This window comes from Leucobacter sp. PH1c, assembly GCF_000633415.1.
In the GTDB taxonomy this organism is placed as follows: domain Bacteria; phylum Actinomycetota; class Actinomycetes; order Actinomycetales; family Microbacteriaceae; genus Leucobacter.
In genome coordinates this window covers 202570-228027 of record NZ_AYMV01000007.1, presented here as the reverse complement: position 1 = coordinate 228027, position 25458 = coordinate 202570, and the positions used below count along the sequence as shown (strand labels likewise).

Annotated in this window: 23 protein-coding genes and 1 tRNA gene; 16 read left to right on the top strand and 8 right to left on the bottom strand. The window is 70.8% G+C overall.

Annotated features, from left to right (window positions below):
- Nucleotides 1-34 precede the first annotated feature (34 nt).
- From U874_RS0102795 to U874_RS0102785, 3 genes are all read right to left on the bottom strand, one after another.
- Nucleotides 35-250: a hypothetical protein gene (locus tag U874_RS0102795; RefSeq protein WP_025133030.1), complete on the bottom strand. Its 216-nt coding sequence runs from the start codon at nucleotides 248-250 to the stop codon at nucleotides 35-37.
- A gap of 71 nt (nucleotides 251-321) precedes the next feature.
- A tRNA-Leu gene (locus U874_RS0102790) sits at nucleotides 322-406 on the bottom strand.
- A gap of 49 nt (nucleotides 407-455) precedes the next feature.
- Complete coding sequence (locus tag U874_RS0102785; RefSeq protein WP_025133029.1) at nucleotides 456-1256, bottom strand: TIGR00645 family protein; 801 nt, start codon at nucleotides 1254-1256, stop codon at nucleotides 456-458.
- Nucleotides 1257-1515: 259 nt separating this feature from the next.
- Here U874_RS0102785 and U874_RS0102780 point away from each other — a divergent pair, with 259 nt between their 5' ends.
- The 7 genes from U874_RS0102780 to U874_RS0102750 all read left to right on the top strand — a co-directional run bounded on the left by U874_RS0102780 (nucleotide 1516) and on the right by U874_RS0102750 (nucleotide 9485).
- Complete coding sequence (locus tag U874_RS0102780) at nucleotides 1516-2538, top strand: TerC family protein (RefSeq protein ID WP_025133028.1); 1023 nt, start codon at nucleotides 1516-1518, stop codon at nucleotides 2536-2538.
- Between the two features lie 259 nt (nucleotides 2539-2797).
- Complete coding sequence (gene leuC / locus U874_RS0102775) at nucleotides 2798-4297, top strand: 3-isopropylmalate dehydratase large subunit (protein WP_025133027.1); 1500 nt, start codon at nucleotides 2798-2800, stop codon at nucleotides 4295-4297.
- A 5-nt stretch (nucleotides 4298-4302) separates the two neighbouring features.
- A complete protein-coding gene (leuD, locus tag U874_RS0102770; RefSeq protein ID WP_025133026.1) occupies nucleotides 4303-4908 on the top strand; it encodes a 3-isopropylmalate dehydratase small subunit in 606 nt (201 codons plus the stop codon).
- Between the two features lie 145 nt (nucleotides 4909-5053).
- Nucleotides 5054-6376: a UDP-N-acetylglucosamine 1-carboxyvinyltransferase gene (gene murA, locus U874_RS0102765; RefSeq protein WP_029987489.1), complete on the top strand. Its 1323-nt coding sequence runs from the start codon at nucleotides 5054-5056 to the stop codon at nucleotides 6374-6376.
- A gap of 69 nt (nucleotides 6377-6445) precedes the next feature.
- Entirely contained in the window at nucleotides 6446-7222 is a 777-nt protein-coding gene (locus tag U874_RS0102760) for a 1-acyl-sn-glycerol-3-phosphate acyltransferase (RefSeq protein ID WP_025133024.1), read from the top strand.
- On the top strand, nucleotides 7219-8340 hold the full coding sequence (locus tag U874_RS0102755; RefSeq protein ID WP_025133023.1) for an NAD(P)H-dependent glycerol-3-phosphate dehydrogenase: 1122 nt from the start codon (nucleotides 7219-7221) through the stop codon (nucleotides 8338-8340). The genes U874_RS0102760 and U874_RS0102755 overlap by 4 nt, the downstream gene beginning before the upstream one ends.
- The gene (locus U874_RS0102750; protein WP_025133022.1) at nucleotides 8337-9485 is read left to right on the top strand and encodes a D-alanine--D-alanine ligase family protein; all 1149 of its coding nucleotides are present in this window, start codon (nucleotides 8337-8339) and stop codon (nucleotides 9483-9485) included. The genes U874_RS0102755 and U874_RS0102750 overlap by 4 nt, the downstream gene beginning before the upstream one ends.
- Before the next feature lie 47 nt (nucleotides 9486-9532).
- On the opposite strand, the gene U874_RS0102745 is transcribed toward U874_RS0102750, so the two are convergent.
- A complete protein-coding gene (locus tag U874_RS0102745) occupies nucleotides 9533-10045 on the bottom strand; it encodes a DUF3515 domain-containing protein (protein WP_025133021.1) in 513 nt (170 codons plus the stop codon).
- 78 nt (nucleotides 10046-10123) lie between these two features.
- On the opposite strand from U874_RS0102745, the gene thiL reads away from it, so the two are divergent.
- Both thiL and U874_RS14620 read left to right on the top strand, forming a co-directional pair.
- Complete coding sequence (gene thiL, locus U874_RS0102740) at nucleotides 10124-11128, top strand: thiamine-phosphate kinase (RefSeq protein WP_025133020.1); 1005 nt, start codon at nucleotides 10124-10126, stop codon at nucleotides 11126-11128.
- Between the two features lie 80 nt (nucleotides 11129-11208).
- The gene (locus U874_RS14620; protein WP_025133019.1) at nucleotides 11209-11871 is read left to right on the top strand and encodes an SIMPL domain-containing protein; all 663 of its coding nucleotides are present in this window, start codon (nucleotides 11209-11211) and stop codon (nucleotides 11869-11871) included.
- Nucleotides 11872-11898: 27 nt separating this feature from the next.
- Here the strand turns inward: U874_RS14620 and U874_RS0102730 are convergent, their stop codons facing one another.
- A complete protein-coding gene (locus tag U874_RS0102730) occupies nucleotides 11899-13506 on the bottom strand; it encodes a PucR family transcriptional regulator (RefSeq protein ID WP_025133018.1) in 1608 nt (535 codons plus the stop codon).
- Between the two features lie 174 nt (nucleotides 13507-13680).
- Between U874_RS0102730 and gabT the strand changes: the two genes are divergently transcribed.
- Nucleotides 13681-15021, top strand: coding sequence for a 4-aminobutyrate--2-oxoglutarate transaminase (gabT, locus tag U874_RS0102725; protein ID WP_025133017.1), 1341 nt, complete (start codon nucleotides 13681-13683; stop codon nucleotides 15019-15021).
- A gap of 25 nt (nucleotides 15022-15046) precedes the next feature.
- On the top strand, nucleotides 15047-16513 hold the full coding sequence (locus U874_RS0102720) for an NAD-dependent succinate-semialdehyde dehydrogenase (RefSeq protein WP_025133016.1): 1467 nt from the start codon (nucleotides 15047-15049) through the stop codon (nucleotides 16511-16513).
- Nucleotides 16514-16780: 267 nt separating this feature from the next.
- On the opposite strand, the gene U874_RS0102715 is transcribed toward U874_RS0102720, so the two are convergent.
- From U874_RS0102715 to rsmD, 3 genes are read right to left on the bottom strand one after another with little or no spacing between them, the layout of a single operon-like run.
- The gene (locus U874_RS0102715; RefSeq protein WP_025133015.1) at nucleotides 16781-18067 is read right to left on the bottom strand and encodes a type II toxin-antitoxin system HipA family toxin; all 1287 of its coding nucleotides are present in this window, start codon (nucleotides 18065-18067) and stop codon (nucleotides 16781-16783) included.
- Complete coding sequence (locus tag U874_RS0102710; protein WP_051582763.1) at nucleotides 18064-18381, bottom strand: helix-turn-helix transcriptional regulator; 318 nt, start codon at nucleotides 18379-18381, stop codon at nucleotides 18064-18066. Before U874_RS0102710 ends, U874_RS0102715 begins: the two co-directional genes overlap by 4 nt.
- Before the next feature lie 32 nt (nucleotides 18382-18413).
- The gene (gene rsmD / locus U874_RS0102705) at nucleotides 18414-19001 is read right to left on the bottom strand and encodes a 16S rRNA (guanine(966)-N(2))-methyltransferase RsmD (protein ID WP_025133013.1); all 588 of its coding nucleotides are present in this window, start codon (nucleotides 18999-19001) and stop codon (nucleotides 18414-18416) included.
- An 87-nt stretch (nucleotides 19002-19088) separates the two neighbouring features.
- Here rsmD and U874_RS0102700 point away from each other — a divergent pair, with 87 nt between their 5' ends.
- The 5 genes from U874_RS0102700 to U874_RS0102680 all read left to right on the top strand — a co-directional run bounded on the left by U874_RS0102700 (nucleotide 19089) and on the right by U874_RS0102680 (nucleotide 25449).
- Nucleotides 19089-21305 carry an ATP-dependent DNA helicase RecG gene (locus tag U874_RS0102700; protein WP_025133012.1) on the top strand — a complete coding sequence of 739 codons (2217 nt, stop codon included), beginning with the start codon at nucleotides 19089-19091 and terminating at the stop codon, nucleotides 21303-21305.
- A gap of 125 nt (nucleotides 21306-21430) precedes the next feature.
- Complete coding sequence (locus U874_RS0102695; protein ID WP_025133011.1) at nucleotides 21431-22342, top strand: ABC transporter ATP-binding protein; 912 nt, start codon at nucleotides 21431-21433, stop codon at nucleotides 22340-22342.
- 29 nt (nucleotides 22343-22371) lie between these two features.
- Complete coding sequence (locus U874_RS0102690) at nucleotides 22372-23256, top strand: ABC transporter permease subunit (protein ID WP_025133010.1); 885 nt, start codon at nucleotides 22372-22374, stop codon at nucleotides 23254-23256.
- A gap of 43 nt (nucleotides 23257-23299) precedes the next feature.
- A complete protein-coding gene (locus U874_RS0102685; RefSeq protein WP_025133009.1) occupies nucleotides 23300-24709 on the top strand; it encodes a sensor histidine kinase in 1410 nt (469 codons plus the stop codon).
- Nucleotides 24706-25449, top strand: coding sequence for a response regulator transcription factor (locus tag U874_RS0102680; protein WP_025133008.1), 744 nt, complete (start codon nucleotides 24706-24708; stop codon nucleotides 25447-25449). Before U874_RS0102685 ends, U874_RS0102680 begins: the two co-directional genes overlap by 4 nt.
- Nucleotides 25450-25458: the final 9 nt, after the last annotated feature.

Genomic DNA, 25458 nt, shown 5'->3' with positions numbered 1-25458 from the left:
AGCCCGGCGCCTCCGTCGTGTTCGGCCCGCGCGCCTAGCGGCCGCGCGTCAGGTTGACGATGCCCTGGATGATGATGCCCACGCCCATCAGGGCGATGAGCACGGCGAAGATCAGCGGAACGACGCCGAGGTCGAGGAACACGACCCCGAGGACGGCGGCGACGACGAGCACGATCCCGAGCGGGACGAGCACGCGGCCGGGCGGGGTCTGCGGGGTCTGCGGGCTCGGGGTGTTCGGGGGAACGGACATGGCGGCCTCTCGGTCGTGCATTCAGCGGACGGGAAGGGCCCGGGCTCCCCGCGAGGAGAGGCCCGGGCCCATGGTGCGCAAGAAGGGACTTGAACCCTCACGTCCGAAGACACTGGAACCTAAATCCAGCGCGTCTGCCAATTCCGCCACTCGCGCGAGTACCACCGGGGTGGCCCGAAGACCAGCCTAGTGGAGGCCCGGGGAGCTAGCGCTCGACGATCTCGGCGCCCTGCGGCAGCGGTGCGCCCGCGGGGAGGCGCACGGTGACGAAACCGTCCGCGGAGCTGAGCGGAGCCTCGGCGGCAGCGGGAGCGGGAGCGGGCGCGGCGGCCGGAGCGGGCGCGGCGACGACGGATCCGCGCAGTTCGGCCTCCATGCCGCCCGCCGTGACCTCGTCGCGCTGCACCGCGGGGTGGTGCTGCGCCATCTTGTCGATCCAGGCGAGCGCGAGCGCCGAGACGATGAAGGCGAGGTGGATCATGACCTCCCAGAACACGCCCGTCGAGGAGTAGATGACCTTGTCGCCCGACTTGACGAGCCCGTCCTCCATGCGGCCGACCTCGATGAAGGTCTTGAGGAGGTGGATCGAAGAGATCGAGATGATCGAGACCGCGAGCTTCACCTTGAGCAGGTTCGCGTTCACGTGCGACAGCCAGTCGGGCTCGTCGTGGTGCCCCTGCACGCGGATCTTCGAGACGAAGGTCTCGTAGCCGCCGATGATCACCATGATGAGCAGGTTCGCGATCATCACGATGTCGATGAGCGCGAGCACGCTGAGCATGATGTCGGTCTCGGTGACCTGCCCGGTGACCACGACCTTCTCGACCAGGTGCCAGAGCTCGACGAAGAACAGGATGACGTACACGGCCTGCGCGATGATGAGGCCCAGGTAGAGCGGGGCCTGCAGCCAGCGGCTCGCGAAGATGAACGCCGCGAGGGTGCGCGACGCCGCGCCCGGGCCGTGCTCGGTGCTGCGCTCGATCGGCGACGTCGTGCGGTGATTCACAGGTGTTCTCCTGGCGTGGGTCGAGGCGGGAAAAGCGGAGTCACATGCTATCGCAATGCGCGCGTCGGCGGCTGTGGGGGAGCGCCGGAGGTATACTGATGCATCGCGAAGGGGAGTATTCCGTTTTCGCCCGTGTCGTCAATACGCCGCGCGCCGACCGCGCGGCCGGTGCGGGCGCGGCGCCATCCGCAGGGGGTGCCGGGAAGAGACTTTCGGCGTTTCGCGCACCCTGCGCCGGCCGAAGGAGAAGACCCCGCCCGTGACCTCAGTACTCCCGCTCTGGTTCGAGATCACCTCGATGATCGTCCTCGTGGCGATCCTCGTGGTCGACCTCCTCCTCATCATCCGCCGCCCCCACGTCCCCTCGATGCGCGAGGCGAGCCTGTGGGTCGGCTTCTACGTGCTGCTCGCCTTGCTCTTCGCCGGGGCGATCTTCCTCCTCGGCGACGTGCAGCACGGCACCGAGTTCCTCGCCGGTTGGCTCACCGAGTACAGCCTCTCGATCGACAACCTCTTCGTCTTCGTGCTGATCCTCGCCGCGTTCAAGGTGCCGACGGCGTATCAGCAGCGCGCGCTCATGATCGGCATCGTGCTCGCGCTGATCTTCCGCGGCATTTTCATCCTCGTCGGCGCCGCCATCATCGAGCGCTTCATCGCCGTCTTCTTCATCTTCGGTGCGTGGCTCATCTGGACGGCCTGGCAGCAGGTCAAGCCCGGCGGACACGAGGAGCAGGGCGACGGCTGGCTGATCCGGCAGGTCAAGAAGGTCATGCCCTTCACCGACGAGTACGACGGCGGCAAGCTGAGCACCACGGTCGACGGCAAGCGCATGTTCACGCCTTTCCTGCTCGTGCTCATCTCCCTCGGCGCGACGGATCTGCTCTTCGCGCTCGACTCGATCCCGGCCATCTTCGGCATCACGCAGAGCCCGTTCATCGTCTTCACCGCGAACGTGTTCGCGCTGATGGGACTCCGCCAGCTCTACTTCCTGCTGGGCGGTCTGCTCGAGCGGCTCGAGTACCTGAAGTACGGCATCGCCGCGATCCTGGCGTTCATCGGTGTGAAGCTGATTCTCCACGCCCTCCACGAGAACGAGCTGCCGTTCATCAACGGCGGCGAGCACGTGCCGGTTCCCGAGATCTCCACCTGGACGTCGCTCGGCTTCATCGTGGTCGCGATGCTCGTGGCGACCGTGGCGAGCCTCGTGAAGGTGAAGCGCGAGGAGCGCGCGGGCGGGGAGCGGCTGCACCTCGGCGCCGCCGAGCCGCACTCGGAGGACTGATCCCGCCGCCGCTCGTACAGCACCTCGGCACCCCCGGCACGCCACGGCGTCCGGGGGTGCCGAGGTCTGTCAGTCGCGAATGGTAGAGTGGCCCCTATGCGTATGCGGCGACTGCTTCTTCACAGCCGCGACGGGTTCTAGCCATCGGCCGCCCCGTCGCGGAGTTCCCGCATGGCCGAATCTGCACCGCGTCGGTGCGATGGAATATTTCGTGCCGCGCAGTGCTTGTACAGCGTAGAGACTGAGAAGAGAAGCAAGAATGAGCGATCAGAACGCATCAGGATCCGGCAGTGCCGCGGCGAAGCAGCCGCGCACGCTGGCCGAGAAGCTCTGGGACGACCACGTCGTCGTCAAGGGCGAGAACGGCGAGCCCGACCTGATCTACATCGATCTCCACCTCATCCACGAGGTCACGAGCCCCCAGGCGTTCGATGGGCTCCGCGCCGCGGACCGTCCGCTCCGTCGCGTGGATCTGATGATCGCCACGGAGGATCACAACACCCCCACGCTCAACATCACGCGTCAGATCGAAGATCCGACGAGCCGCCTGCAGATCGACACGCTGCGCCAGAACGTCGAGGCGTTCGGCGTGCGCGCGCACCCGCTGGGCGACAAGGAGCAGGGCATCGTCCACGTGGTGGGCCCGCAGCTCGGCCTCACGATGCCCGGCATCACGGTCGTCTGCGGCGACAGCCACACGTCGACTCACGGCGCGTTCGGCGCGCTCGCCTTCGGGATCGGCACGAGCGAGGTCGAGCACGTCATGGCGACGCAGACGCTGCCGCTCAAGCCGTTCAAGACCATGGCGATCAACGTCGAGGGCGAACTGCGCCCGGGCGTCACGGCCAAGGACATCATCCTCGCGGTCATCGCGAAGATCGGCACGGGCGGCGGGCAGGGCTACGTGCTCGAGTACCGCGGCTCGGCGATCCGCTCGCTGTCGATGGACGGCCGCATGACGATCTGCAACATGTCGATCGAGGCCGGCGCCCGTGCGGGCATGGTCGCTCCCGACGAGATCACCTTCGAGTACGTCCGCGGCCGCGAGCACGCTCCGCAGGGCGCCGACTGGGACGCGGCCGTTGAGTACTGGAAGACGCTCCCCACCGATGAGGGCGCCCGCTTCGACGCCGAGGTCTTCATCGACGCGAACGAGCTCGAGCCCTTCGTGACCTGGGGAACGAACCCGGGACAGGGCGTGCTGCTCAGCGACACCGTGCCGAACCCGGCCGAGATCGCCGACCCGAACGAGCGGGCCGCCGCGGAGCGGGCGCTCGAGTACATGGACCTCACCGCGGGCATGCCGATGAAGGAGATCGCGGTCGACGCCGTCTTCATGGGCTCCTGCACGAACAGCCGTCTCGACGATCTGCGCACGTTCGCGGAGCTCATCAAGGGGAAGCAGAAGGCCGAGGGCGTGCGCCTCATGGTCGTTCCCGGATCGGCGCGCGTGCGCCTCGAGGCCGAGGCCGAGGGGATCGACAAGATCGTCGAGGAGTTCGGCGGCGAGTGGCGCTTCGCGGGCTGCTCGATGTGCCTCGGCATGAACCCGGACCAGCTGGAGCCGGGGGAGCGCTGCGCCTCGACCTCGAACCGCAACTTCGAGGGCCGGCAGGGCAAGGGCGGCCGCACCCACCTGGTGTCCCCGCTCGTCGCCGCGGCGACCGCGATCCGCGGCACCCTGTCGAGCCCCTGGGATCTGCAGACCGATGCCGCCAACGGCATCTCCCATGACGCGACCGAGAAGGTGGAGGCCTGATCACCATGGAGAAGTTCACCACCATCACGGGCGTCGCAGCACCGCTGAAGCGTTCGAACGTCGATACCGACCAGATCATCCCCGCCGTCTTCCTGAAGCGGGTCACGAAGACCGGCTTTGATGACGCCCTGTTCCACCACTGGCGCCAGGACGAGAGCTTCGTGCTGAACCAGCCCGAGTACCGGGACGCGGAGATCCTCGTCGCTGGCCCCGACTTCGGTACGGGCTCCTCCCGCGAGCACGCCGTGTGGGCGCTCCGCGACTACGGCTTCAAGGTCGTCATCTCGCCGCGCTTCGCCGACATCTTCCGGGGCAACTCGGGCAAGCAGGGCCTCCTCGCCGCGCAGGTCGCTGAGGCCGACGTCGAGCGCCTCTGGGCAGCGATGGATGCCGAGCCCGGGCTCGCCCTCACGGTGAGCCTCGAGGACCGCACGGTCTCCGTGGGCGAGCTCACCGTGCCCTTCGACATCGATGACTACACCCGCTGGCGCCTCATGGAGGGGCTCGACGACATCTCGTTGACCCTCCGCAACGAGGACGCGATCGCCGAGTTCGAGTCCCGCCGCCCGGCGTGGATGCCCACGACGACGCCGCTGGCCCAGACCGCCTAGAGTTCGGAGACACCGAGTGACCGAAGCAGTGAACACCCCCGCAGACGATGCGGATCTCCCGGAGGGCGCGCTCACGCGCAGCCCCGAGGAGGAGGCCGCGGAGGGCCGGAAGCGCGACGCCCAGAAGGCCGGCGCGCGGGTCGGTCTGACCTCCGACGAGATCATCATCAACGGCGGGCGTCCGCTGCGCGGCCGCGTCGAGGTGCGCGGCGCGAAGAACCTCGCCACCAAGGCGATGGTCGCCGCGCTCCTCGGCAAGACCCCGAGCGTGCTCCGCAATGTGCCGAACATCTCCGACGTGCGCGTCGTGGCCGGCCTGCTCGCGCTGCACGGCGTGCTCATCACGCGCGGCGAGGAGCCGGGCGAGTGGCGCCTCGACCCGTCGAACGTCGAGATGGCCCACAAGGCGGACATCGACGCGCACGCGGGCTCATCCCGGATCCCGATCCTCTTCTGCGGCCCGCTGCTGCACCGTCTCGGCGAGGCGTTCATCCCCGATCTCGGCGGCTGCCGGATCGGCGATCGCCCGATCGACTTCCACCTCGATGCGCTCCGCGAGTTCGGCGCCGTCATCGAGAAGCTGCCGAGCGGCATCAGCCTGACGGCGCCGAACGGTCTGAAGGGCGCCAACATCGAGCTGCCCTACCCCTCGGTCGGTGCGACCGAGCAGGTGCTGCTCACCGCAGTGCTCGCCGAGGGCCAGACCGAGCTGCGCAACGCGGCCATCGAGCCCGAGATCGTCGACCTCATCTGCATCCTGCAGAAGATGGGCGCGATCATCTCGATGGAGCCCAACCGGGTCATCTTCATCGAGGGCGTGGAGTCGCTGCGCGGCTACAACCACCAGGCCATCTTCGACCGCAACGAGGCCGCGAGCTGGGCTGCGGCCGCGCTCGCGACCAAGGGCGACGTGTTCGTCGGCGGGGTGAAGCAGGAAGAGATGATGACCTTCCTGAACGTCTTCCGCAAGGTTGGCGGCGACTTCGACGTGCACGACGACGGGATCCGCTTCTGGCACCCGGGCGGCGAGCTGAAGCCCGTCACGATCGAGACCGACGTGCACCCCGGCTTCATGACCGACTGGCAGCAGCCGCTCGTCGTGGCGCTCACGCAGGCGCAGGGTACCTCGACGATCCACGAGACGGTGTACGAGAATCGCTTCGGCTTCACGGACGCGCTGAACCAGATGGGCGCGAACATCGTGGTCCACAAGAACGGTCTTGCCGCAGACGAGCGCCGCGTGATGCGCCGCGAGTTCGAGCAGGCCGCCGTGATCACGGGGCCGACCCCGCTCAGTGGCGCCGACATCGAGGTGCCGGATCTGCGCGGCGGCTTCAGCCACCTCATCGCCGCGCTCACGGCCGAGGGACAGTCGAAGGTCACGAACCTTGGCATCATCTCGCGCGGCTACGAGAACTTCATCGAGAAGCTCCGGCTGCTCGGCGCGGACTTCGTCTACGAGAGCTGAATCGAACGATCTGCGGAGACTCGGTTCGGCATACCGATGTCGGACCGAGCCTCCGGGATAATGTGAGTTATGACTGACACGGTAAAGATTCGCGGCCGCTCATCTGCGGAGAAACGGCGACCGTCCGTGTTCTGGCTCCTGGCGGGGCTCATCCTCCCGCTGTGGTCGCTCATGGTGCGGTACCGCTTCACTCCCCAGTCGAAGCTGCCGCAGACGGGGCCCTTCATCCTGGCGCCGAACCACTACAGCGAGATCGACCCGATCGCGGTCGGTGCCGCGGTGTGGCACCTCGGTCGGCTGCCGCGCTTCATGGCGAAGGCGAGCCTCTTCAAGGTGCCCGTCTTCGGCTGGCTGCTTCGCGCATCGGGGCAGATTCCCGTCGAGCGGGTGGGCGCCGCGCGTCCGAGCTCGGGCAGCGCGAATCCGATCGGGGCGGCCGCCGAGCTGATTGCCCGTGAGGCCGGCGTGATCGTGTATCCCGAGGGGACGCTGACCCGCGATCCCGATCTCTGGCCCATGCGCGGCAAGAGCGGCGCGATCCGGCTCGCGCTCGAGTCCGGGATCCCGGTCGTCCCCGTCGCGCACTGGGGCACGCAGGAGCTCATGCCGCGCTACGCCAAGCGCATCCACCCCTTCCCGCGCAAGACGATCCACGTCTCGGTGGGGGAGCCGCTCGACCTCAGCAAGTACGCGGGCAAGCCCGTCGATCAGCGCATCGTCACCGAGGCGACGCGCGAGCTCATGGACGCGATCACGGCGCTCCTCGCCGAGCTCCGTGGTGAGCAGGCGCCGGCCGAGCGCTGGGATCCCAGCAAGCACCAGCAGAGCGAGACGGGGCGCTTTTGAACAGCACGGCAGTTGCCGCACCGACCGTGAACGCGCGCCGCAACCGCGGGCGCCGCGTCGCGGTGATCGGCTCGGGAAGCTGGGGGACGACCTTCGCGAAGGTGCTTACCGACGCCGGGTGCGACGTGACCATCTGGGCGAGGCGGCCCGAGCTCGCGAATGAGATCCAGGTCGCGAAGCGGAACTCGCAGTACCTTCCCGGGATCAACCTCCCGAAGCGACTCTCCGCGACGAGCGACCTCGGCACCGCACTGCGCGGGGCGGAGCTCGTGTTCCTCGCGGTGCCGAGCCAGACGCTCCGGCAGAACCTCCTCGATCTCGAGCCGTTCCTCGACCGCCGCAGCGTGCTTGTGAGCCTCGTGAAGGGTGTCGAGAAGTCGACGACCATGCGGATGTCCGAGGTGATCGCCGACACGCTCGACCTGCCGCCCGAGCGCATCGCCGCGGTCTCCGGCCCGAACATCGCGCTCGAGATCGCCAAGGAGCAGCCGACCGGCGCGGTCGCCTCCTGCGCCGACCTCGCCGTCGCCCAGGAGATCGCGACGGCCGCGTCCGCGCCGTACTTCCGCACTTACGTGAACACCGACGTCGTCGGCACGGAGCTCGGCGGAGTGCTCAAGAACCTCATCGCCCTCGCCATCGGCATCGTCGACGGTGTCGGCTACGGCGAGAACACGAAGGCCGCGATCATCACGCGCGGCCTCGCGGAGATGACGGAGTTCGCGGTCGCCTCCGGGGCGGACGCGGCGACGCTCTCCGGCCTCGCCGGCCTGGGCGACCTCATCGCCACCTGCCAGTCCCCGCTGTCGCGGAACAACACCGCGGGCCGGCTCATCGGCCAGGGCTACTCGCAGGAGGAGACGAAGGAGCAGATGCAGCAGGTCGCCGAGGGCATCACCTCGGTGCCCCCCGTGCTCGAACTCGCGCGGGAGCGCGGGATCGTCATGCCGATCGTCGAGCAGGTGCAGATGGTGCTGAGCGGCACCATGGCGCCGGCGAACCTCGGCCCCCACCTCGCGACCGAGGACGATGTGCCCCGGCCCGAGCAGCGCTTCGATGCGGCCCAGCCCGGCCGCTGGCGGCGATTCGTGAACCGTATGAAGGGAAGCCCCGCGTGACCGAGACCCAGCCCGAGACCGCAGCCGAGCACGCGAGCGCGCCCGGGCGCCGCACCGTCGTGATCCTCTTCGGCGGGCGATCGAGCGAGCACGGGATCAGCTGCGTCACCGCGGCGGGCGTGCTCCGCTCGATCGACCGCGAGCTGTTCGACGTGATCCTCGTCGGGATCACGAAGCAGGGCGCCACCGTGCTCATGCAGGAGGACGACCTCGCCGAGTACCGTCTCGAGGCGGGCGCGCTCCCCGAGGTGCGCGACAACGGCACCCGGGTGCTGTGGCCGGCGTCGACCGCGACCCGGTCGCTCACGCTGATCGACCAGACGGGCGCGCTGCGCAGCCTCGGCCACGTCGATGCCGTGCTCCCGATGCTCCACGGCCCCTACGGTGAGGACGGCACGGTGCAGGGCATGCTCGACCTCGTCGACCTGCCCTACGTGGGCAGCGGGGTGCTCGGCTCCGCGCTCTGCATGGACAAGCACGCCGTCAAGGTGATGCTCGCCGACGCCGGCATCGGCGTGGCGCCCTGGGTCACGGTGACCCGCGAGCAGGTGGACGCCGACCCCGGTCTCGTCGGCCGGATCGACGCCGAGCTCCGCTACCCGCTCTTCGTGAAGCCCGCCCGCGCGGGATCGAGCGTCGGCGTGAGCCGCGTCACGAGCGCGGCGGAGATCCCCGCGGCGCTCGAGATCGCCTTCGCGGAGGACCGCACGGTGCTCGTGGAGTCCGGGGTGACGGGCCGCGAGGTCGAGATCGCGGTGCTCGAGGGCCGCGGCACGGCTGCGCCTCGCACGAGCTCCGTGATCGGCGAGATCGTGTTCACCGGACGCGAGTTCTACGACTTCGAGGCGAAGTACCTCGGCGCCGCCGGCGTGGAGCTCGCGCTGCCCGCCCAGGTCACGGACGCCGAGTTCGCGGCGATTCGCGACGCCGCGGTGCGCGCCTACGAGGTCACGCAGTGCGCGGGCCACGCGCGAATCGACTTCTTCCTTACCGAAGACGGCCCCGTGCTGAACGAGATCAACACGCTGCCGGGCTTCACTCCCATTTCGATGTACCCGCGGCTCTGGGAGGAGTCCGGGATGAGCTATCGCGACCTCATCACGGAGCTCATCGAGCTCGCGATCGAGAAGCGCCCGGCCTACTGAGCCGCTCGGGGATCACGGTGGGGCGCCTCAGCCCCGCCGTGCCCCGGCTACTTCTGCTTGGTGATGTCCAGGCTGTCGGAGAGCGCGAGGCACTTGCGCGTCTGCGGCAGTTCCTTCGCGACGGCGCTCAGGTCGACGATGGCCTCCGTGCCGGAGACCTGGTTCGAATCGACGAACACCGCGAGCCCGGGATCGCGCCCGTACGCCTCGAAACGGTAGATCGGCGCGGCCGAGTCATCGATGATCCAGTCCACGCCGTTCACGTTCACGCACGTGTCGGTCGTCGGTCCGCTCGGCTCGACCCCGCAGACGAGCTGCACGGCGGCGTCGCCGCCCCACGCGCCCGTCGCCTGCGCCGTCGTCGAACGACGCCCCTCGCCGGCCACGGAGTCGGGCAGGCGCACCGTCACGTCCGCGCAGGCCGGATTGTTCGCGTCCGCAGCAGGCTCCATGGGGACCGTTCCGGCGCAGCCGGTGAGGATCGAGGCGATCGCGCCGACCGAGAGGAGCGCGGCGACGGGGCGGACGGAGGGGCGACGGGAACGAACGTGCGAGGTCACCCTCTCAGCCTAGCTGCACTCACTTGGAGGATTCGTGGGGAGCGATCCGCGCTTCCCCGGCTGGGGTAGTTTGAGAGCATGACGCAGACAGTGGGGGAGCTCGGCGAGCACGGCGTGCTCCGACGAGTCCTGGCGAGGCTCGAACCGGCCGACGCGGCCGAGCTCGGTCCCGGCGATGACTGCGCGGTTCTCGCGGTGCGGGGCCGGCTGGTCGTCACGACCGACACGATGATCGAGGGCCCTGACTTCCGTGCGGCGTGGCACAGCGGTTTCGAGCTCGGGTGGAAGCTCGCGGCGACGAACCTCTCCGACGTCGCCGCGATGGGCGCCCGCCCGACCGCGCTCACGCTCGCGCTCGCGGTGCCGCGCGACACGCCCGTATCGCTCCTCGAGGAGATCGCCGAGGGCATGGCCGCGGCCTGCCGCGCGCTGGCTCCCGGCTGCGGTGTGGTCGGCGGCGACCTCGGCACAGCGCCCGTGATCACCGCGGCGGTGACCGCGCTGGGGGAACTCGGCGAGGTGGCGGCCGTCACCCGCGCTGGGGCGCGCCCCGGCGACGTCGTCGCCTATGCGGGAGAACTGGGGCTCGCGGGTATGGGCCTCTCCCTCCTCTTCGCGGAGGCCGCCGACGCGGAGGGAACGGCGAGTTCCGAGCCGCTCGCCGGGCTCTGGGCCGCGCACCCCGAGATCCTCGCCGCGCAGCTCGCACCGGCGCCACCGATCCCACTCGGACGCGTTGCAGCCCTGGCCGGGGCGAGCGCCATGATGGACGTGTCCGATTCGCTCTCCATCGACGCGGAGCGCATGGCACGGGCGAGCGGCGTGGCGATCGCGCTCTCGTCCGAGCTGCTGCGCACGGGCTACGGCCTGCAGCAGGGGATCCCGGTGCCCGTCGAGGCGATGCTGAGCGGCGGCGAGGATCACGGTCTGCTTGCAGCATTCCCCGTGGGGATCGAGCTGCCCGCCGGATTCGCGCCGATCGGGGAGGTCCGCGAGGCGGCAGCGCACGGCGTACTGCTCGACGACACGGCGACACCCGGGCGGGGCTGGGATCCCTACGTCGTGCGCTGGCCCGGCGCGTAGACGCCGGAGTACAGTGGCCGCAGAGGCGCAGGCCTCCGCGCGACGCACCGTCGCGTGATCGCGAGCAGGGGAGACGAGTGATGGGGCAGACGACGAGCGCGAATCCGGCACCGCAGATCCTGGTCTCCGGCCATGCGGAGCGCCGTCTCCCGGCCGATCGCGTGGAGCTGGCGCTGAGCACCTCCCACGTCGGCACTGAGCGGCGCGCCGTCGTCGCCGAGGCGGCCGCCCAGCACGCGCGGCTCGTGGAGCGCGCGCAGCAGCTCGTCGCGAGCGGCGCGGCGGAGAGCTTCAGCGCGGATGCGCTGTCGACGTACACGAACAGCTGGCGCGATGAGCGCGGGGAGCAGGTGGTGGAGCACCGCGCGTCCGTGAGCATCGCGATCGAGCTCAGTGCCCTCGAGCAGGTGGGGGCGCTCACGACCGAACTCGCGGAGACGGGCGTCGACCCGCGGCTGAACTGGAAGCTGAGCGACGCGCGGCGCACGAGCGTCCTGCGGGAACTGCGAGCTGCGGCGGTCGCTGACGCCCGCACGACCGCGGGGGACTACGCCGCCGCCATCGGTGCCGCCGAGCTGGCACTTGTGCAGCTCCGCGATGCGGAGCTCGGCGGGGGAGGGATCATGCCCGTGGGGGCGCCGCGCTTCGCGATGGCGGCGGACGCGCCGCGCGTCGAGGTCGATGTGCAGGACATTGTGGTCTCGGTCGACGTCGAGGCGCACTTCACCGCAGCGCTGGCCTAGCCCGGCTCGCCTCGGCACCGCCTCGCGTCAGCGTCGCCCCGGCTCGGCCGCCGAGTCGGCCGCGAGCACGCGGAGCGCCGCCCAGAGCTCGGCGCGAGCATCGGGGGAGTCGAGATCGAGCTGGAGCAGGCTCGCCGCGGTCTGCACGCGCGACTTCAGCGTGTGGCGATGGATCCCGAGCTCGGTGGCGGCGGGGCTCGTCTGCCCGTGGTGCGCGAGCCACGTGGAGAGGCTCTCCTCGATCCGATCGTCATGCCGCTCGTCGTGGTGCCGAACGGGCGCGAGGAGCGCCGCAGCCCGCGCGCTCGCCTCGGGTTGGGCGGCGAGGAGCCGCAGGATCCCGCCGTGGAGCTCCGGCCGATACTCGACGGGGACCTCGGCGTCGGTGCCGAGCGCGGCCTCGAGCGCGCGGTCCGCCTGCCCGACGAGCTCGCTCAGCCCGACGACGCCGCTGAGCGTGCCGCGCTCGGAGATGCCAGCGGGAAGCCGGTGCGCCACGAGGAGCCGCTTCACCACCGGGAGGTGCCGCGTCTCCGTGACGATCAGCGGGGCGTCCGCGTACAGCGCGCCGATGAGGCCCGGGCTCCCCGCATCGAGCGAGTAGAGGTCCTCGGCGAAGCTCGGATCGGGCTCAATGGGTCCGCGGTAGCGCACGGCGGCGACGGCCCCGCTCGGGATCCGGATCAGCGCACCCTCCGAGAGCCGCTCTGCGAGCGCGAACTGCTCGGCGACGAGCAGGTGGAGGATCGCGCCGCGCAGGGAGGCCTGCGCCGCATCCATGCCGCTGCGGTGCTCGAGCTGCACGGTGGCGAGCGCGCCCACGAGGCCGAGGAGGGTGCGCTCGGCGTTGTCGGGTGCTCCGCGATCCTCGACGACGAGCACGCCGAGCACCTGCCCCTGGCGGCCGAGCGCCTGCATCTGGAGCCCGCCGCCCGAGGCTGCGCCGATGCGCCCGGCGCTCAGCCCGCGGGAGATGAGGTGCCGCGTCTCGCGCTGGATCCACTCCGCGCGGATCGCGGAGCGCGCCTCCTGCGGGGCGAACTCGACGAGTCGGCCCGAGCGGTCGGTGACGCCGACCCACTTGCCGAGCCGCGCTGCGGCCTCCCGCACCGCGGCGCCGAGGCCGTCGCGGTGCAGCGACGCCGCGGTCACGGCGCGCTGCGAGTCGATGGCCCAGAGATCCCGATCCCGAGTCTGCGCGTCGATGAGCCGAGCGGCCGTCTGCACGATCTCGATGAACGCGGTGTCGTAGGGCACGCGGAAGAGCGGCAGACCGAAGCGATCGCAGGCGGCGACGACGGGCGCGGGGACGCGGTCCCAGTGCAGGCCGATCGCGACCCCGAGCGCCGTCACGCCGGCGTCCACGAGGCCCCGGATGTAGGCGTCCGCCTCGTCCTGCGCCTGCATGGCGTCGAAGCGCGCGCCGGTCGTGAGGAGCACGGTGCGCGGGGTGAGGAAGGGGGTGGGATCCTCCAGCTCGCTCACGTGGACCCACTGGACCGGGCGGGTGGCGGTGTCCGCGTCGGTGCCCGCGATGAGCACGAGGCCGAGCTGATACTGGTGCAGCAGCTCGCCGAGTTCGATCGTCGGCCGCGGCGTGGCGGCCTCGGTGTTCCGGGCGTGTTCGAGCTGCATGAATCGCTCCTGTCCCACCGGTGACACTCCGGTGCCGATCTGTCGAAAGCCAGTGCCTCTGCTCGCCATTCTGGCACATCAGTGGCGTGCGTCCTGGCGTTATGCTGAACCCGAATCATTTGGACGCGCGAGCGGGGTGCCGCCCGCGCGACAGCAACGCAAGGAGAATCACTCATGGTCGATGTCATCGGCGGCCCCTCGCTCCCGCAGGAGCGCAAGCTCGTTACCAGCATCCCCGGCCCGAAGTCGCAGGAGCTCCTCGCGCGGAAGAACGCCGCCGTTGCCGCCGGTGTCGGCGTGGCGCTCCCCGTCTCGATCGTCGCAGCAGGCGGCGGCGTCATGGTTGACGCCGACGGCAACTCGCTCATCGACCTCGGCTCCGGCATCGCCGTGACCGGTGTCGGCAACTCGGCTCCCGCCGTCGTCGAGGCCGTGACCGCGCAGGTCCAGCAGTTCACCCACACCTGCTTCACCGTGACCCCCTACGAGGGCTACGTGCAGGTCGCCGAGAAGCTGAACGAGCTCACCCCCGGCGATCACGAGAAGCGCTCCGCACTCTTCAACTCCGGCGCCGAGGCCGTGGAGAACGCGATCAAGATCGCTCGCCACTACACCAAGAAGAACGGCGTCGTCGTCTTCGACCACGCGTACCACGGCCGCACCAACCTCACCATGGGCATGACGGCGAAGAACATGCCGTACAAGGACGGCTTCGGTCCCTTCGCGCCCGAGATCACCCGCGTGGCGACCTCCTACCCCTACCGCGACGGCCTGACGGGCGCCGAGGCAGCCGAGGTCGCGCTCACGCAGATCGAGAAGCAGGTCGGCGCCGCGAACCTCGCCGCGATCATCATCGAGCCCATCCAGGGTGAGGGCGGCTTCATCGCTCCCGCCGAGGGCTTCCTCCCCGCACTCCAGGAGTGGGCGACCGCCAACGGCGTCGTCTTCATCCTCGACGAGGTGCAGACCGGCTTCGCGCGCACGGGTGACCTGTTCGCCGCGAACCACGAGGGTGTCGTCCCCGACCTCGTCACCACCGCGAAGGGCATCGCAGGCGGCCTGCCCCTGTCGGCCGTGACCGGCCGCGCCGAGATCATGGACTCCGCTCACGCGGGCGGCCTCGGCGGCACCTACACGGGTAGCCCGATCTCGTGCGCCGCAGCGCTCGCGACGATCGAGACCTACGAGAAGGAGAACCTCGCGGCTCGTGCCAGCGAGATCGGTGCGATCATCACCGAGTTCTTCACCGAGCTCCAGAAGACCGATGACCGCATCGGCGACATCCGCGGCCGCGGCGCCATGATGGCTGTCGAGTTCGTCGAGTCGGGCTCCATGAAGCCCGCCGCCGCGCTCACCGGCGCCATCGCCAAGCACGCAGCCAACGAGGGCGTCATCCTCCTCACCTGCGGCACCTACGGCAACGTGGTCCGCTTCCTCCCGCCGCTCTCGATCTCCGACGAGCTGCTCCGCGAGGGCCTGCAGATCGTCGCGGACGCTCTCGCAGCGAACGCCTAAGTCCACCCCGAAAGGACACTGAATCATGGCTCTGAAGCCCAACGAGCAGGAACTGCTCGACCGCGTCCAGTCCGGCCTCGGCATCGGCGGGACCTGGGAGCCCGCGACGTCGGGTGCGACCCTCGACGTGCACGATCCCGCCACCGGCGAGGTCATCAAGTCGATCGCCGACGCGACCGTCGAGGACGCCGTGCGGGCGCTCGACGCCGCAGTCGCCGCGCAGGACAGCTGGGCGGCGACGCCCGCTCGCGAGCGCTCGAACATCCTCCGCCGCACCTTTGACCTCCTCATGGAGCGCAAGGAGGAGTTCGCGCTCCTCATGAGCATGGAAATGGGCAAGCCCATCGCCGAGGCTCGCGGCGAGGTCAACTACGGCGGCGAGTTCCTGCGCTGGTTCTCGGAAGAGGCCGTCCGCGTGCAGGGTGACTACCGGCAGAACCCCGAGGGCACGGGCAACATGCTCGTCTCGCACCTCCCCGTGGGCCCCTGCTACTTCATCACCCCGTGGAACTTCCCCCTCGCGATGGCGACCCGCAAGATCGCTCCGGCGCTGGCCGCCGGCTGCACCGTGGTCATCAAGCCCGCCGCGCTCACGCCGCTCACCACGATCTTCTTCGCGCAGCTGCTCGAAGAGGCCGGCCTCCCCGCCGGTGTCGTGAACGTCGTCGCCACGTCGAAGTCGAGCGCCCAGTCGAGCGCGATCCTCTCGGATCCCCGCCTGCGCAAGCTCAGCTTCACGGGCTCGACCCCCGTGGGCGTCAAGCTGCTCGAGGCGGCGGCGCAGAACGTGCTCCGCACCTCGATGGAGCTCGGCGGCAACGCTCCCTTCATCGTGTTCGAGGACGCTGATCTCGACCGCGCCGTCGAGGGTGCGATGCTCGCGAAGTTCCGCAACATCGGCCAGGCGTGCACCGCGGCGAACCGCGTCATCGTCCACGAGTCGGTCGCCGATGAGTTCGTGCGCCGCGTGAGCGAGAAGGTTGCCGCCTTCTCGGTCGGCCGCGGCGCCGAGGAGGGCTTCGACATCGGCGCCCTCGTCGACGACAAGGCAGTGGCCAACACCGCGCGTCTCGTGCAGGACGCGGTGGACACCGGTGCGACCGTCGTCACGGGCGGCGAGGCGATCGACGGCCCGGGCAACTTCTTCCAGCCCACCGTCGTCGATCACCTGACGCCGCAGTCGGCCATCATGCGCGAGGAGATCTTCGGACCGCTCCTCGGCGTGATCCGCTTCTCCACCGAGGAGGAGGCGGTCGAGATCGCGAACAACACCGAGTACGGCCTCATCAGCTACGTGTTCACGGAGAACATCCACCGTGGCCACCGCATGATCGAGAAGCTCGAGAGCGGCATGATGGGCCTCAACACGGGCCTCGTCTCGAACGCTGCGGCCCCCTTCGGCGGCCTCAAGCAGTCGGGCCTCGGCCGCGAGGGCGGCTTCGAGGGCATCCACGAGTTCCTCTCGTCGAAGTACACCCTCCTGCCGCGCTAAGCGCTGCGCTCAATCGAACGGCCCCCGGGATCCTGCGATCCCGGGGGCCGTTCGGCGTTTGCCGCCCGCGCGTGCCGCCGCGCGCCCGCTCTGCCCGCTCTGCCCGCTCCGCTGCGCTGCCGCGCTGCGCTGCTGCGCTGTGCTGCCCCGCTCCGCCCGTTGCGCTGCCCCCACGCCCAGATTCGGTCGACTCTGATCCGGTATTCGACCCGGATACCGGATCACAGTCGACCCGATCTTCCGCGGTGTGGCGGAGGGGCGCGGGGGCTAGCCGAGCTCCCGCCGAACGGCGTCCAGCCGGGCGCCGACCTCCGCGATCCGGTCCGCGGAGATGCCGCTCGCGCGCGCGAACTCCGGCCATTGCGCCACGGCCTCGCCCACTTCGGCGAGGATGCCGCGGGCCCCGGGCACGGAGAACTGATCCGCGAGGCTCAGGAGGTCGCGGGCCGTGATCTGCTCGAAGCGGCCGTTGACCGACATCAGGTGCTGGCGCAGCCAGACGCTCGTCGGGCTGTACGCGAAGGTGAGATCGTACGCGGGGGAGAGGCGCCACTCGCCCGCCGAGTCCATCGTGAACGCGTGGTTCTTCGTGTGATCGTCGTTGTTCGCGGCGAGCACGTTGAAGCAGGCCCGCCGGAAGAGCTGCTCGCCGACCTCGAGACCGAGCTCCTCGGCCACGAGGAACAGGGTCGCGTAGTCGTGCGTGCCGAGCGCGTTGAAATCGGCGCCCGAGAGGGCGCAGAGCGACTGCAGGTGCAGCCGCTCGCCCGCGGTGCCGGGCCGGTCGAAGCGCCGGGTCATGAAGTGCGCCCGTCCGCCCTCTTCGAGTAGCCGGCACTCGGCCATATCGATGCCCGCCGCGGCCGCCATGAGCGAGTAGGCGTACTCGGTGCGCCCGTACTCTCCCGTGGTGCCGAGTTGGGCGTCGGCGCCCACGCCGTCGAACTTCAGGAGCCACTGCTCGAAGCCCGCGGGTGCGCTGATCCCGCCCGCGCGGATCTCGTCGGTGCCGCGGTTCCACGCGATGATGGCCTTGGGGCGGGCGCCGCCCGCCGAGCTGCCGACCTGGAGGAGGTCGTTCACCGCGCTGGTGCGGGCATCGGCGTCGAGGGAGCCGTGGACGGCCGCGCGTGCGGCCTCGACGAGCTGCGCGAGTTCGAGCGAGGACGCGGTTTCGCCGGGCGACTGCGCGGGGTGGAAGGTGAGGGCGCCCATCGCGCGCTCACCGACATAGGCGAGGCGGTCGATGGGACGCACCTCGCTCGGCAGCACGCCCTGCCGTGCGAGAGCCGCCGCGATCACCGCGTTGCCGAAGCGATCGGGCGCCGCGTCGGCGATCATGGGCGGCAGGCCGTGGAACGTCTCAGGCGGGAGGTCCGGGAAGCGCCAGACGCGACCGCGCGGCCGCGTCGGCATGAGGATCGGCGCGAGCTCCCGTTCGCGCCAGCCCGGCGCGTACTCGAACGCCGCGATGCCGCCTCGGCCGCTCGAGAGCGCGCCAACGGTCTCGCCCCAGGCCCGCACCTCGAGCACTTCGACTCTCGTGAAGGTCATGCCCGGCCCCCCGTCCCGCCGCCGCGCTCGCGCTGCTGTTCGCGCAGGAGCGCCATCGGGCTCGGGCCGGGATCCGGTGCGAGCTCGTCGAGCCAGTCGCCGCGGCCGAGCGCGCGCACGACCCGGATGAGCGTTGAGAGGGAGGATCCCTCGCCGCGTTCGAGCGCGCTCACCGAGTTCCGGTTCACGTTCGCGCGCCGCGCGAGTTCGGCCTGCGACCAGCCCTCGTCGCGCCGCGCGCGCCGGAGCTGCTCGCCGATGTGCGCTTCCCAGCGCTCGGTCGTCCAGCGGCGCTTGACCAAATTATTAGGCATACGTCAAGAATACGCCGGTTCTGCCCTATTTTCTAGGCAGGATCCGGCTCCGACCACCAGAGGGCGGTCTCGCCGTAGCGCTTCTCCCGCAGCGGCACGAGGCCGGTGGGAAGCCGCGGCTCGGGGCTGCGCGAGCTGCGCTCCACGAGCACGACGGCATCGGGGGCGAGCAGGGGGAGCAGAGCGGTGAGGTTCGCGGTCAGCTCCTCCTCGCCGAGGTCGTAGGGCGGATCGAGGAGCGCGACGTCCCACGCTGCGCGGGCGCCGCGCGCGCCTGCGTCGTCGAGATAGGTCTGCACGCTCTGCCGCACGACCGAGATCTCCGGCGCGTCGCCCGCGGCGAAGGCCCGCTCGACGACGCGCACGTTCTGCGTCGTGATCTGCGCGGCGGCGGCGTGCTTCTCGACGAGCGCGACCGTGCGCGCGCCACGGCTCGCCGCCTCGAGGCCCAGCGCGCCCGAACCGGCGTAGAGATCGAGCACGCGGGCGCCCCGGACAAGCTCCCACGACTCGAGCGCCGAGAAGATCGCCTCGCGCACCCGATCGCTCGTCGGACGGGTCCCCGATTTCGGCACGGCAAGTCGGAGCGAGCCGGCGGCTCCCGCAATAATCCTGGTCACCCTCCGAGGGTACCGCGGGCGACGGCACCCCCGCCGCAGCCGCTGCTGCGCAGTCGCGATGTCGGTGGTCGGCGCTACGCTGGGAGCATGTCGCAGGTCACGCTCGAGACGGATCTCTCCGGAGTGGTCGGTGCGCGCACCGCGAAACCGCTCGAGAAGTCATTCGGCATGAAGACCGTCGGCGATCTCGTGATGCACGTGCCGCGCCGTTACTCCCGCCGGGGGGAGCTCACGCCGCTCTCCGGGCTGCCGCTCGGCGAGCAGATCACCGTCGTCGCCCAGGTGCTCGACGTGCGCACGCGCTTCATGCAGCGACGACGCGGCAGCATCCTCGAGGTGCGCATCACCGACGGAACGGGGTCGCTCACGCTCACGTTCTTCAACCAGGAGTGGCGCGCCCGCGAATTGATCTCCGGGCGTCGGGGCATCTTCGCCGGCAAAGTGAGCGAGTACCGAGGCCAGCTCCAGCTGCAGCACCCCGAGTACGAGCTCTTCGACAACCGGGAGGACGCGCCCGGCGGCGAGCAGCTCGACGAGGCCGCGGCGAAGGCCTGGGCCGAGACGCCCGTGCCGATCTACCCGGCGACGGCGCAGGTGCCGAGCTGGACGGTGCAGCGGGCGATCGAGCTCGCCCTCGACGCCCTCGGGCCCGTCCCGGATCCGCTCCCCAGCGAGTTGCTCCGCGGCGAAGGCCTGCTCCCGCTCCACCGGGCGATCGAGCTCGTCCACCGCCCCGAGCACGACGCCGACTGGCGCGCGGCTCGCGACAGCCTGCGCTTCCGCGAGGCCTTCGAACTGCAGCTCGCACTCCTCGACCGCCGCCGCCGAGCCGCGGCCGAGCAGAGCACCCCGCGCCCGCACGGGGGTGCCGCGCTCGAACGCTTCGACGCCGCGCTCCCGTTCGCGCTCACGGGCGACCAGCGGGCGGCGGGAGCAGCGATCGCCGCGGACCTCGCGGAGCCGCACCCCATGCACCGCCTCCTGCAGGGCGAGGTCGGCTCCGGCAAGACCCTCGTTGCCCTGCGGGCGATGCTCCAGGTCGCCGGGAGCGCGGGGCAGAGCGCCCTGCTCGCTCCCACCGAGGTGCTCGCGTCGCAGCACTTCCGCTCCATCTGCGAGGCCCTCGGCCCCGAGCTCGTGGCCGAGCTGCAGCCCGTGCTCCTCACCGGCCGGATGCCCGCCGCGGAGCGCAAGCGCACGCTGCTCGCGATCGCGGCCGGAGCGTCGCTGATTGCCGTCGGCACGCACGCGCTGCTCGGCGACGCCGTGATGTTCGCGGATCTCGGCCTCATCGTCGTCGACGAGCAGCACCGCTTCGGCGTCGAGCAGCGCGAGGCGCTGCGCAGGAAGGGGGCGCAGCCGCACGTGCTCGCCATGACCGCGACGCCGATCCCGCGCACGGTGGCGCTCACCGCCTTCGGTGACCTGGAGGTCACGACCATCCGCGAGCTGCCGCCTGGGCGCCAGGGCATCGAGACGTTTGCCGTGCCCGAGCTCGAGATGCCGAACCGCGCCGCCCGGGTCTGGGCCCGCGCTGTTGAGGACATCCGCGCGGGCCGGCAGGTCTATGTCGTCTGCCCCGCGATCGCCGCGGGCGAGGTCGAAGCGGGCGAAGAGCTCGCCGCGGACGAGGACGGCGCGGCGGACGGCGCCGCGCGGGCCGACGCGCGGGCGGGGGAGCAGCCCCGGCCCATCGCCAACGTCGAGGACACTGTCGCCGAGCTCCGCGCGCGGGCGGACTTTGCGGGCATCGCGATCGCCGGGCTGCACGGCGGCATGTCCGGCCCCGAGAAGGACCGAGTGATGCAGGCGTTCGCGGCTGGGGAGGTGCAGCTGCTCGTCGCGACGACGGTCATCGAGGTGGGGGTGAACGTGCCGAACGCGACGATCATGATCGTGCGCGACGCGGACCGATTCGGCATCTCCCAGCTCCACCAGCTGCGCGGCCGCGTGGGCCGAGGCGCGCACGCCGGTCTCTGCCTCCTCATGACGACCGCGGAGCAGGGATCGGTCGCCCGAGAGCGCATCGACGCGATCGCCGCGACCTCCGACGGTTTCGCCCTTGCCGAGGTCGATCTCGAACTGCGCCGCGAGGGCGACATCCTCGGCACGGAGCAGTCGGGAGGCCGTTCCACGCTGCGACTGCTCCGCGTCGTCGAGCACGGGGAACTGATCATCCGCACCCGCGAGCTCGCGGGCGAACTGCTCGAACGGGATCCCGAGCTCGTCTCCGCTCCCGAGCTCGCCGCGCTCCTCACGAGTGAGCGCGAGGCCGGTCACCTCGACAACCTCGCAAAGTCGTGAGCCCGTCCCCGGATTCATACCTGGGTACCACCGACTGAGGCACTCGCGGCCGATGTGCGCGGCCGCCGCGCTCCCTACCTTGGAAGTATCGCCGGAACTCCGGCACACGACTCCGAGGAGGATCCATGATCGAGGCACGCGGCCTGAGCAAGCGGTACGGCGGCAAGCTCGCCGTCGACGACGTCAGCTTCACGATCCAGCCCGGCCAGGTGACGGGCTTTCTGGGCCCGAACGGCGCGGGCAAGTCCACGAGCATGCGGCTCATGGTCGGCCTCGACCGGCCGAGCGCTGGCACCGTGACCGTCCACGGCCGCCGCTACGCCGACCTTCCCGCCCCGCTCCACGAGGTGGGCGCGCTGCTCGACGCGAAGGGCGTGCACCCGGGCCGCACGGCGCGCAGCCACCTCCGCGCACTCGCTGCGACGCACGGGATCCCCGATCGCCGCGTCCACGAGGTGCTCGAGCAGACGGGCCTCGGCGCCGTCGCGAACAAGCGTGTCGGCGGCTTCTCGCTCGGCATGGGGCAGCGGCTCGGCATCGCCGCGGCGCTCCTCGGGGATCCGCGGGTGCTCATCCTCGACGAGCCGGTCAATGGCCTCGACCCCGACGGGGTGCTCTGGGTGCGGCAGCTCGTGCGTCACCTCGCGAGCGAGGGCCGCACGGTGCTGCTGTCAAGCCACCTCATGAGCGAGATGGCGCAGACCGCCGACCACGTGATCGTGCTCGGCCGCGGCCGCGTGGTGGCCGACGCGCCGATCGGTGACTTCATCGCGGGCGGGCGCCAGCAGCGGGTGACGGTGCGGAGCCCCGAGGCCGCCCGCCTCGCCTCGCTTCTCATGTCGCTCCCCGAGACCACCGCGACGCTCGAGCCGGCCGGGGACGAAGCGTTCACGGTCTCGGGCCTCTCCGCCCCGGAGATCGGCGCCGTCGCCGCGGCGAACGGTGTCGTGCTCCACGAGCTGAGCCCCATCGCGGCCAGCCTCGAGGACGCCTACCTGGAACTCACCCGCTCCGAGCTCGAGTACGCCGCAGCGTAGCCCGGGCCACGGTAGACAAGGAATTTCTCATGACCTCCACGCTCATCATCGACGGCAGCTCCGCTCCCGCACCTCAGCCCACCGCCGCCATGCGGGCTCCGCTGCCCGGTCACCGCCAGACCTTCGGCGGCGTGCTCCGCAGCGAGCGGATCAAGCTCTCCTCGCTCCTCTCGGTGCGCCTCACCCTCCTGATCACCGTCCTCTCCGGGCTCGGCATCAGCACGCTCATCGCCGTGCTGTGGAGCGCCGAGATGCGCGCCGGAGACGCCATGTTCGGCGGGGGCGAAGCTGGCCTGCAGAGCTACCTGCTCCTCTCCAGCACGCTCTCCGCACCGTTCCTCGCGCTCATCTTCGGCGTGCTCGGCGTCTTCGCGATCTCCAGCGAGTACTCGAGCGGCATGATCCTGTCGACGCTGGCGGCCGTGCCGAAGCGGACGCCCGTGTTCCTGGCGAAGGCGCTCGTGCTCGCCGTCGTCTCCGCGCTGACGGCCACGCTCCTCGTCGTGGGCGGGCTCGCGGTCGCCATCATCTGCACCCCGGATGCGGCCGCGCAGCTCACGAGCCGCCCCGTCGTCACCGGCGCGCTCGGTACGATCGCCTACCTTGTGCTCATCTCGCTCTTCGCCTTCGGCGTCGCGGCGCTGCTCCGCTCGACCGCCGGCGGCATCGCCGTCGTTGCCGGGATCACCTTCGTGCTCCCGATCGTCTTCCAGGTGCTCAGCATGACCGGCTGGGAATGGGTCGGCACGGCGAGCGCGTACCTGCCGACGCCGCTCGGCGGCACGCTCTCCCAGGGCATCACGGAGCTCCCGATGGAGCCCGGCTTCTGGCAGGCGCTCGTCGCGATGGTGATCTGGGCGGCGGTCACGGTGGTCCCCGCGGCGATCCTGTTCAAGCGCCGCGACGCACGCTAGCGGCGCGAGCCCCCGTTCCGCGCACAGAAGTTAGGCTAGAGGCGTGATCAGCGAAGCCGAGGTGCGCCTCCCGCGACCGCCCGGCGTCATTCGCCGGGCGCTCGCGGCGCACCCCGTCGTCGTCGACGTCTTCATCGTCGTCTGGTTCGTGCTCGGCAGCCTCTTCGGGGTACTGCTCGACCTGCTCGCCGCAGCGGACTGGAGCGGCACCGCCGATCCCGAGACGTGGTTCGGGATCCCGCCCTACCTCGACTGGCCGCTCTGGCCGCTCACCGTGATCCGAGTGGCTGTGGTCGCCACGGCGCTCTTCTTCCGCAGGCGCTACCCGCTCGCCGGACTCATCGTCGTCGTGCTCGTGATGTTCGGTGAGCAGGGGATGCAGGGGCTCGCGAACGGGGTCGCGCTGCTCTTCATGATCTACGCGGTGCCCGTGTACCGCAGCGTTGCCGCGGGCTGGCTCGGCTACGCCATCGCCGTCGTCGGCTCGCTGCTGCAGCTCGCGCTCGATTCCCGCCGCGCAGCGGAGCAGCTGAGCCAGACCGGCCCCGTTGGCGTCATCACGGCGGACATGGGCGTGGTGCGCTCGGTCAACGAGTTCATCGCGATCAGCCTGCTCACCTCGCTCTGGCTGCTCGCGATCCTGCTGCTCGGCATCAACCTCGGCAACCGGAGGCGCTACCTGGAAGCGATCATCGACCGCGCGCACCAGCTCGCCCGTGAGCGGCATCAGCTCGCGCAGCTCGCCGTCGCGGAGGAGCGGTCCCGGATCGCTCGCGAGATGCACGACATCGTGGCGCACTCCGTGTCCGTCATGATCGCGCTGTCCGAGGGCGCCGCGCGCGCAGCCGAGGCCGCGCCCGCGGCGGCCGCCGATGCGATGCACCGCAGCGCCGAGACCGGGCGCACAGCGCTCGGGGAGATGCGCCGCCTGCTCGGGGCGCTCCACTCGCCCGAGGAACGGGCCGAGCTCGTGCCGCAGCCGGGAGTGCAGGAGCTCCCGGCGCTCGTGCAGAGCTTCACGAGCGCGGGGCTTCGGGTGTCGCTCACGGTCTCCGGTGAGGCCTCGGGCGATCGCGGCCAGGAGCTCGCCGTCTATCGGGTCGTGCAGGAGGGTCTCACCAACGTGCTCCGCTACGCGGGCACCGGGGCTCGCGCGCGCGTCGAGGTGACGCGCTACGCCGATCGCACGAGTGTCGAGGTGCGCGACTTCGGCCGCGCCGCGGGCTCCGTCCGCCCCGTCGTCGGTGTCGGATCCGGCCGCGGCCTTGCGGGGCTCAGCGAGCGGGCCCGCGTCTTTGGCGGCCACATCGAATCCGGGCCGGTGCCCGAGCCCGCGGGCGGTGGGTGGCGGCTCTGGGCCGTCCTCCCCGTGAGCGCGGCAGCGCAGACCCCGCACGTCCCCGTCCCCGCAGAGCGCGATCCCTCGCGCAGAACAGAGGAGCCGACCGAATGACTGACACCCCGATCCGCGTGATGCTCGTGGACGACCAGGAGCTCATCCGCACGGGATTCCGTCTCGTCCTGCTCGGGGAGCCCGGCATCGACGTTGTCGCCGAGGCGATCGACGGCGAGGACGCGCTGGCGCAGCTCGCGCGGCTCGCCGAGGCGGGCCCCAGCGCGGGGTGCGACATCGTGCTCATGGACGTGCGCATGCCCGGGATGAACGGGATCGACGCGACACGCGCTGTGGTCGAGCGCTTCCCGAGCGTCCGCGTCGTGGTGCTCACCACCTTCGACCTCGACGAGTACGCGACGGGCGCGATCCAAGCGGGCGCGAGCGGTTTCCTGCTGAAGGACGCGCGGCCGACCGAGCTCGTCGACGCGATCCGTCGGGTGGCCGCGGGTGACGCGACCATGGCGCCGAGCGTCACGAAGCGCCTCCTCGAGCAGCTGCGCCTGAACGGCACGCTGCCGCAGGAGGGCGGGGCTCCGCACGGCGGCCTCGGCTTCGCCGCGCCCGGCGCCCCCGTTCCGGCCGACGCGGCGGGGCTCGCGCCCGAGCTCGACGTGCTCACCGAGCGCGAGCTCGACGTGCTGCGGCTCATCGCCGAGGGGAAGAACAACGGGGAGATCAGCGGCGAGCTGTTCCTCTCCGAGTCGACGGTCAAGACCCACGTCGGCCGCGTGCTCGCGAAGCTGCAGCTGCGCGACCGGGTCCACGCCGTGATCTTCGCGAAACAGCACGGACTCTAAGGCGCGGGC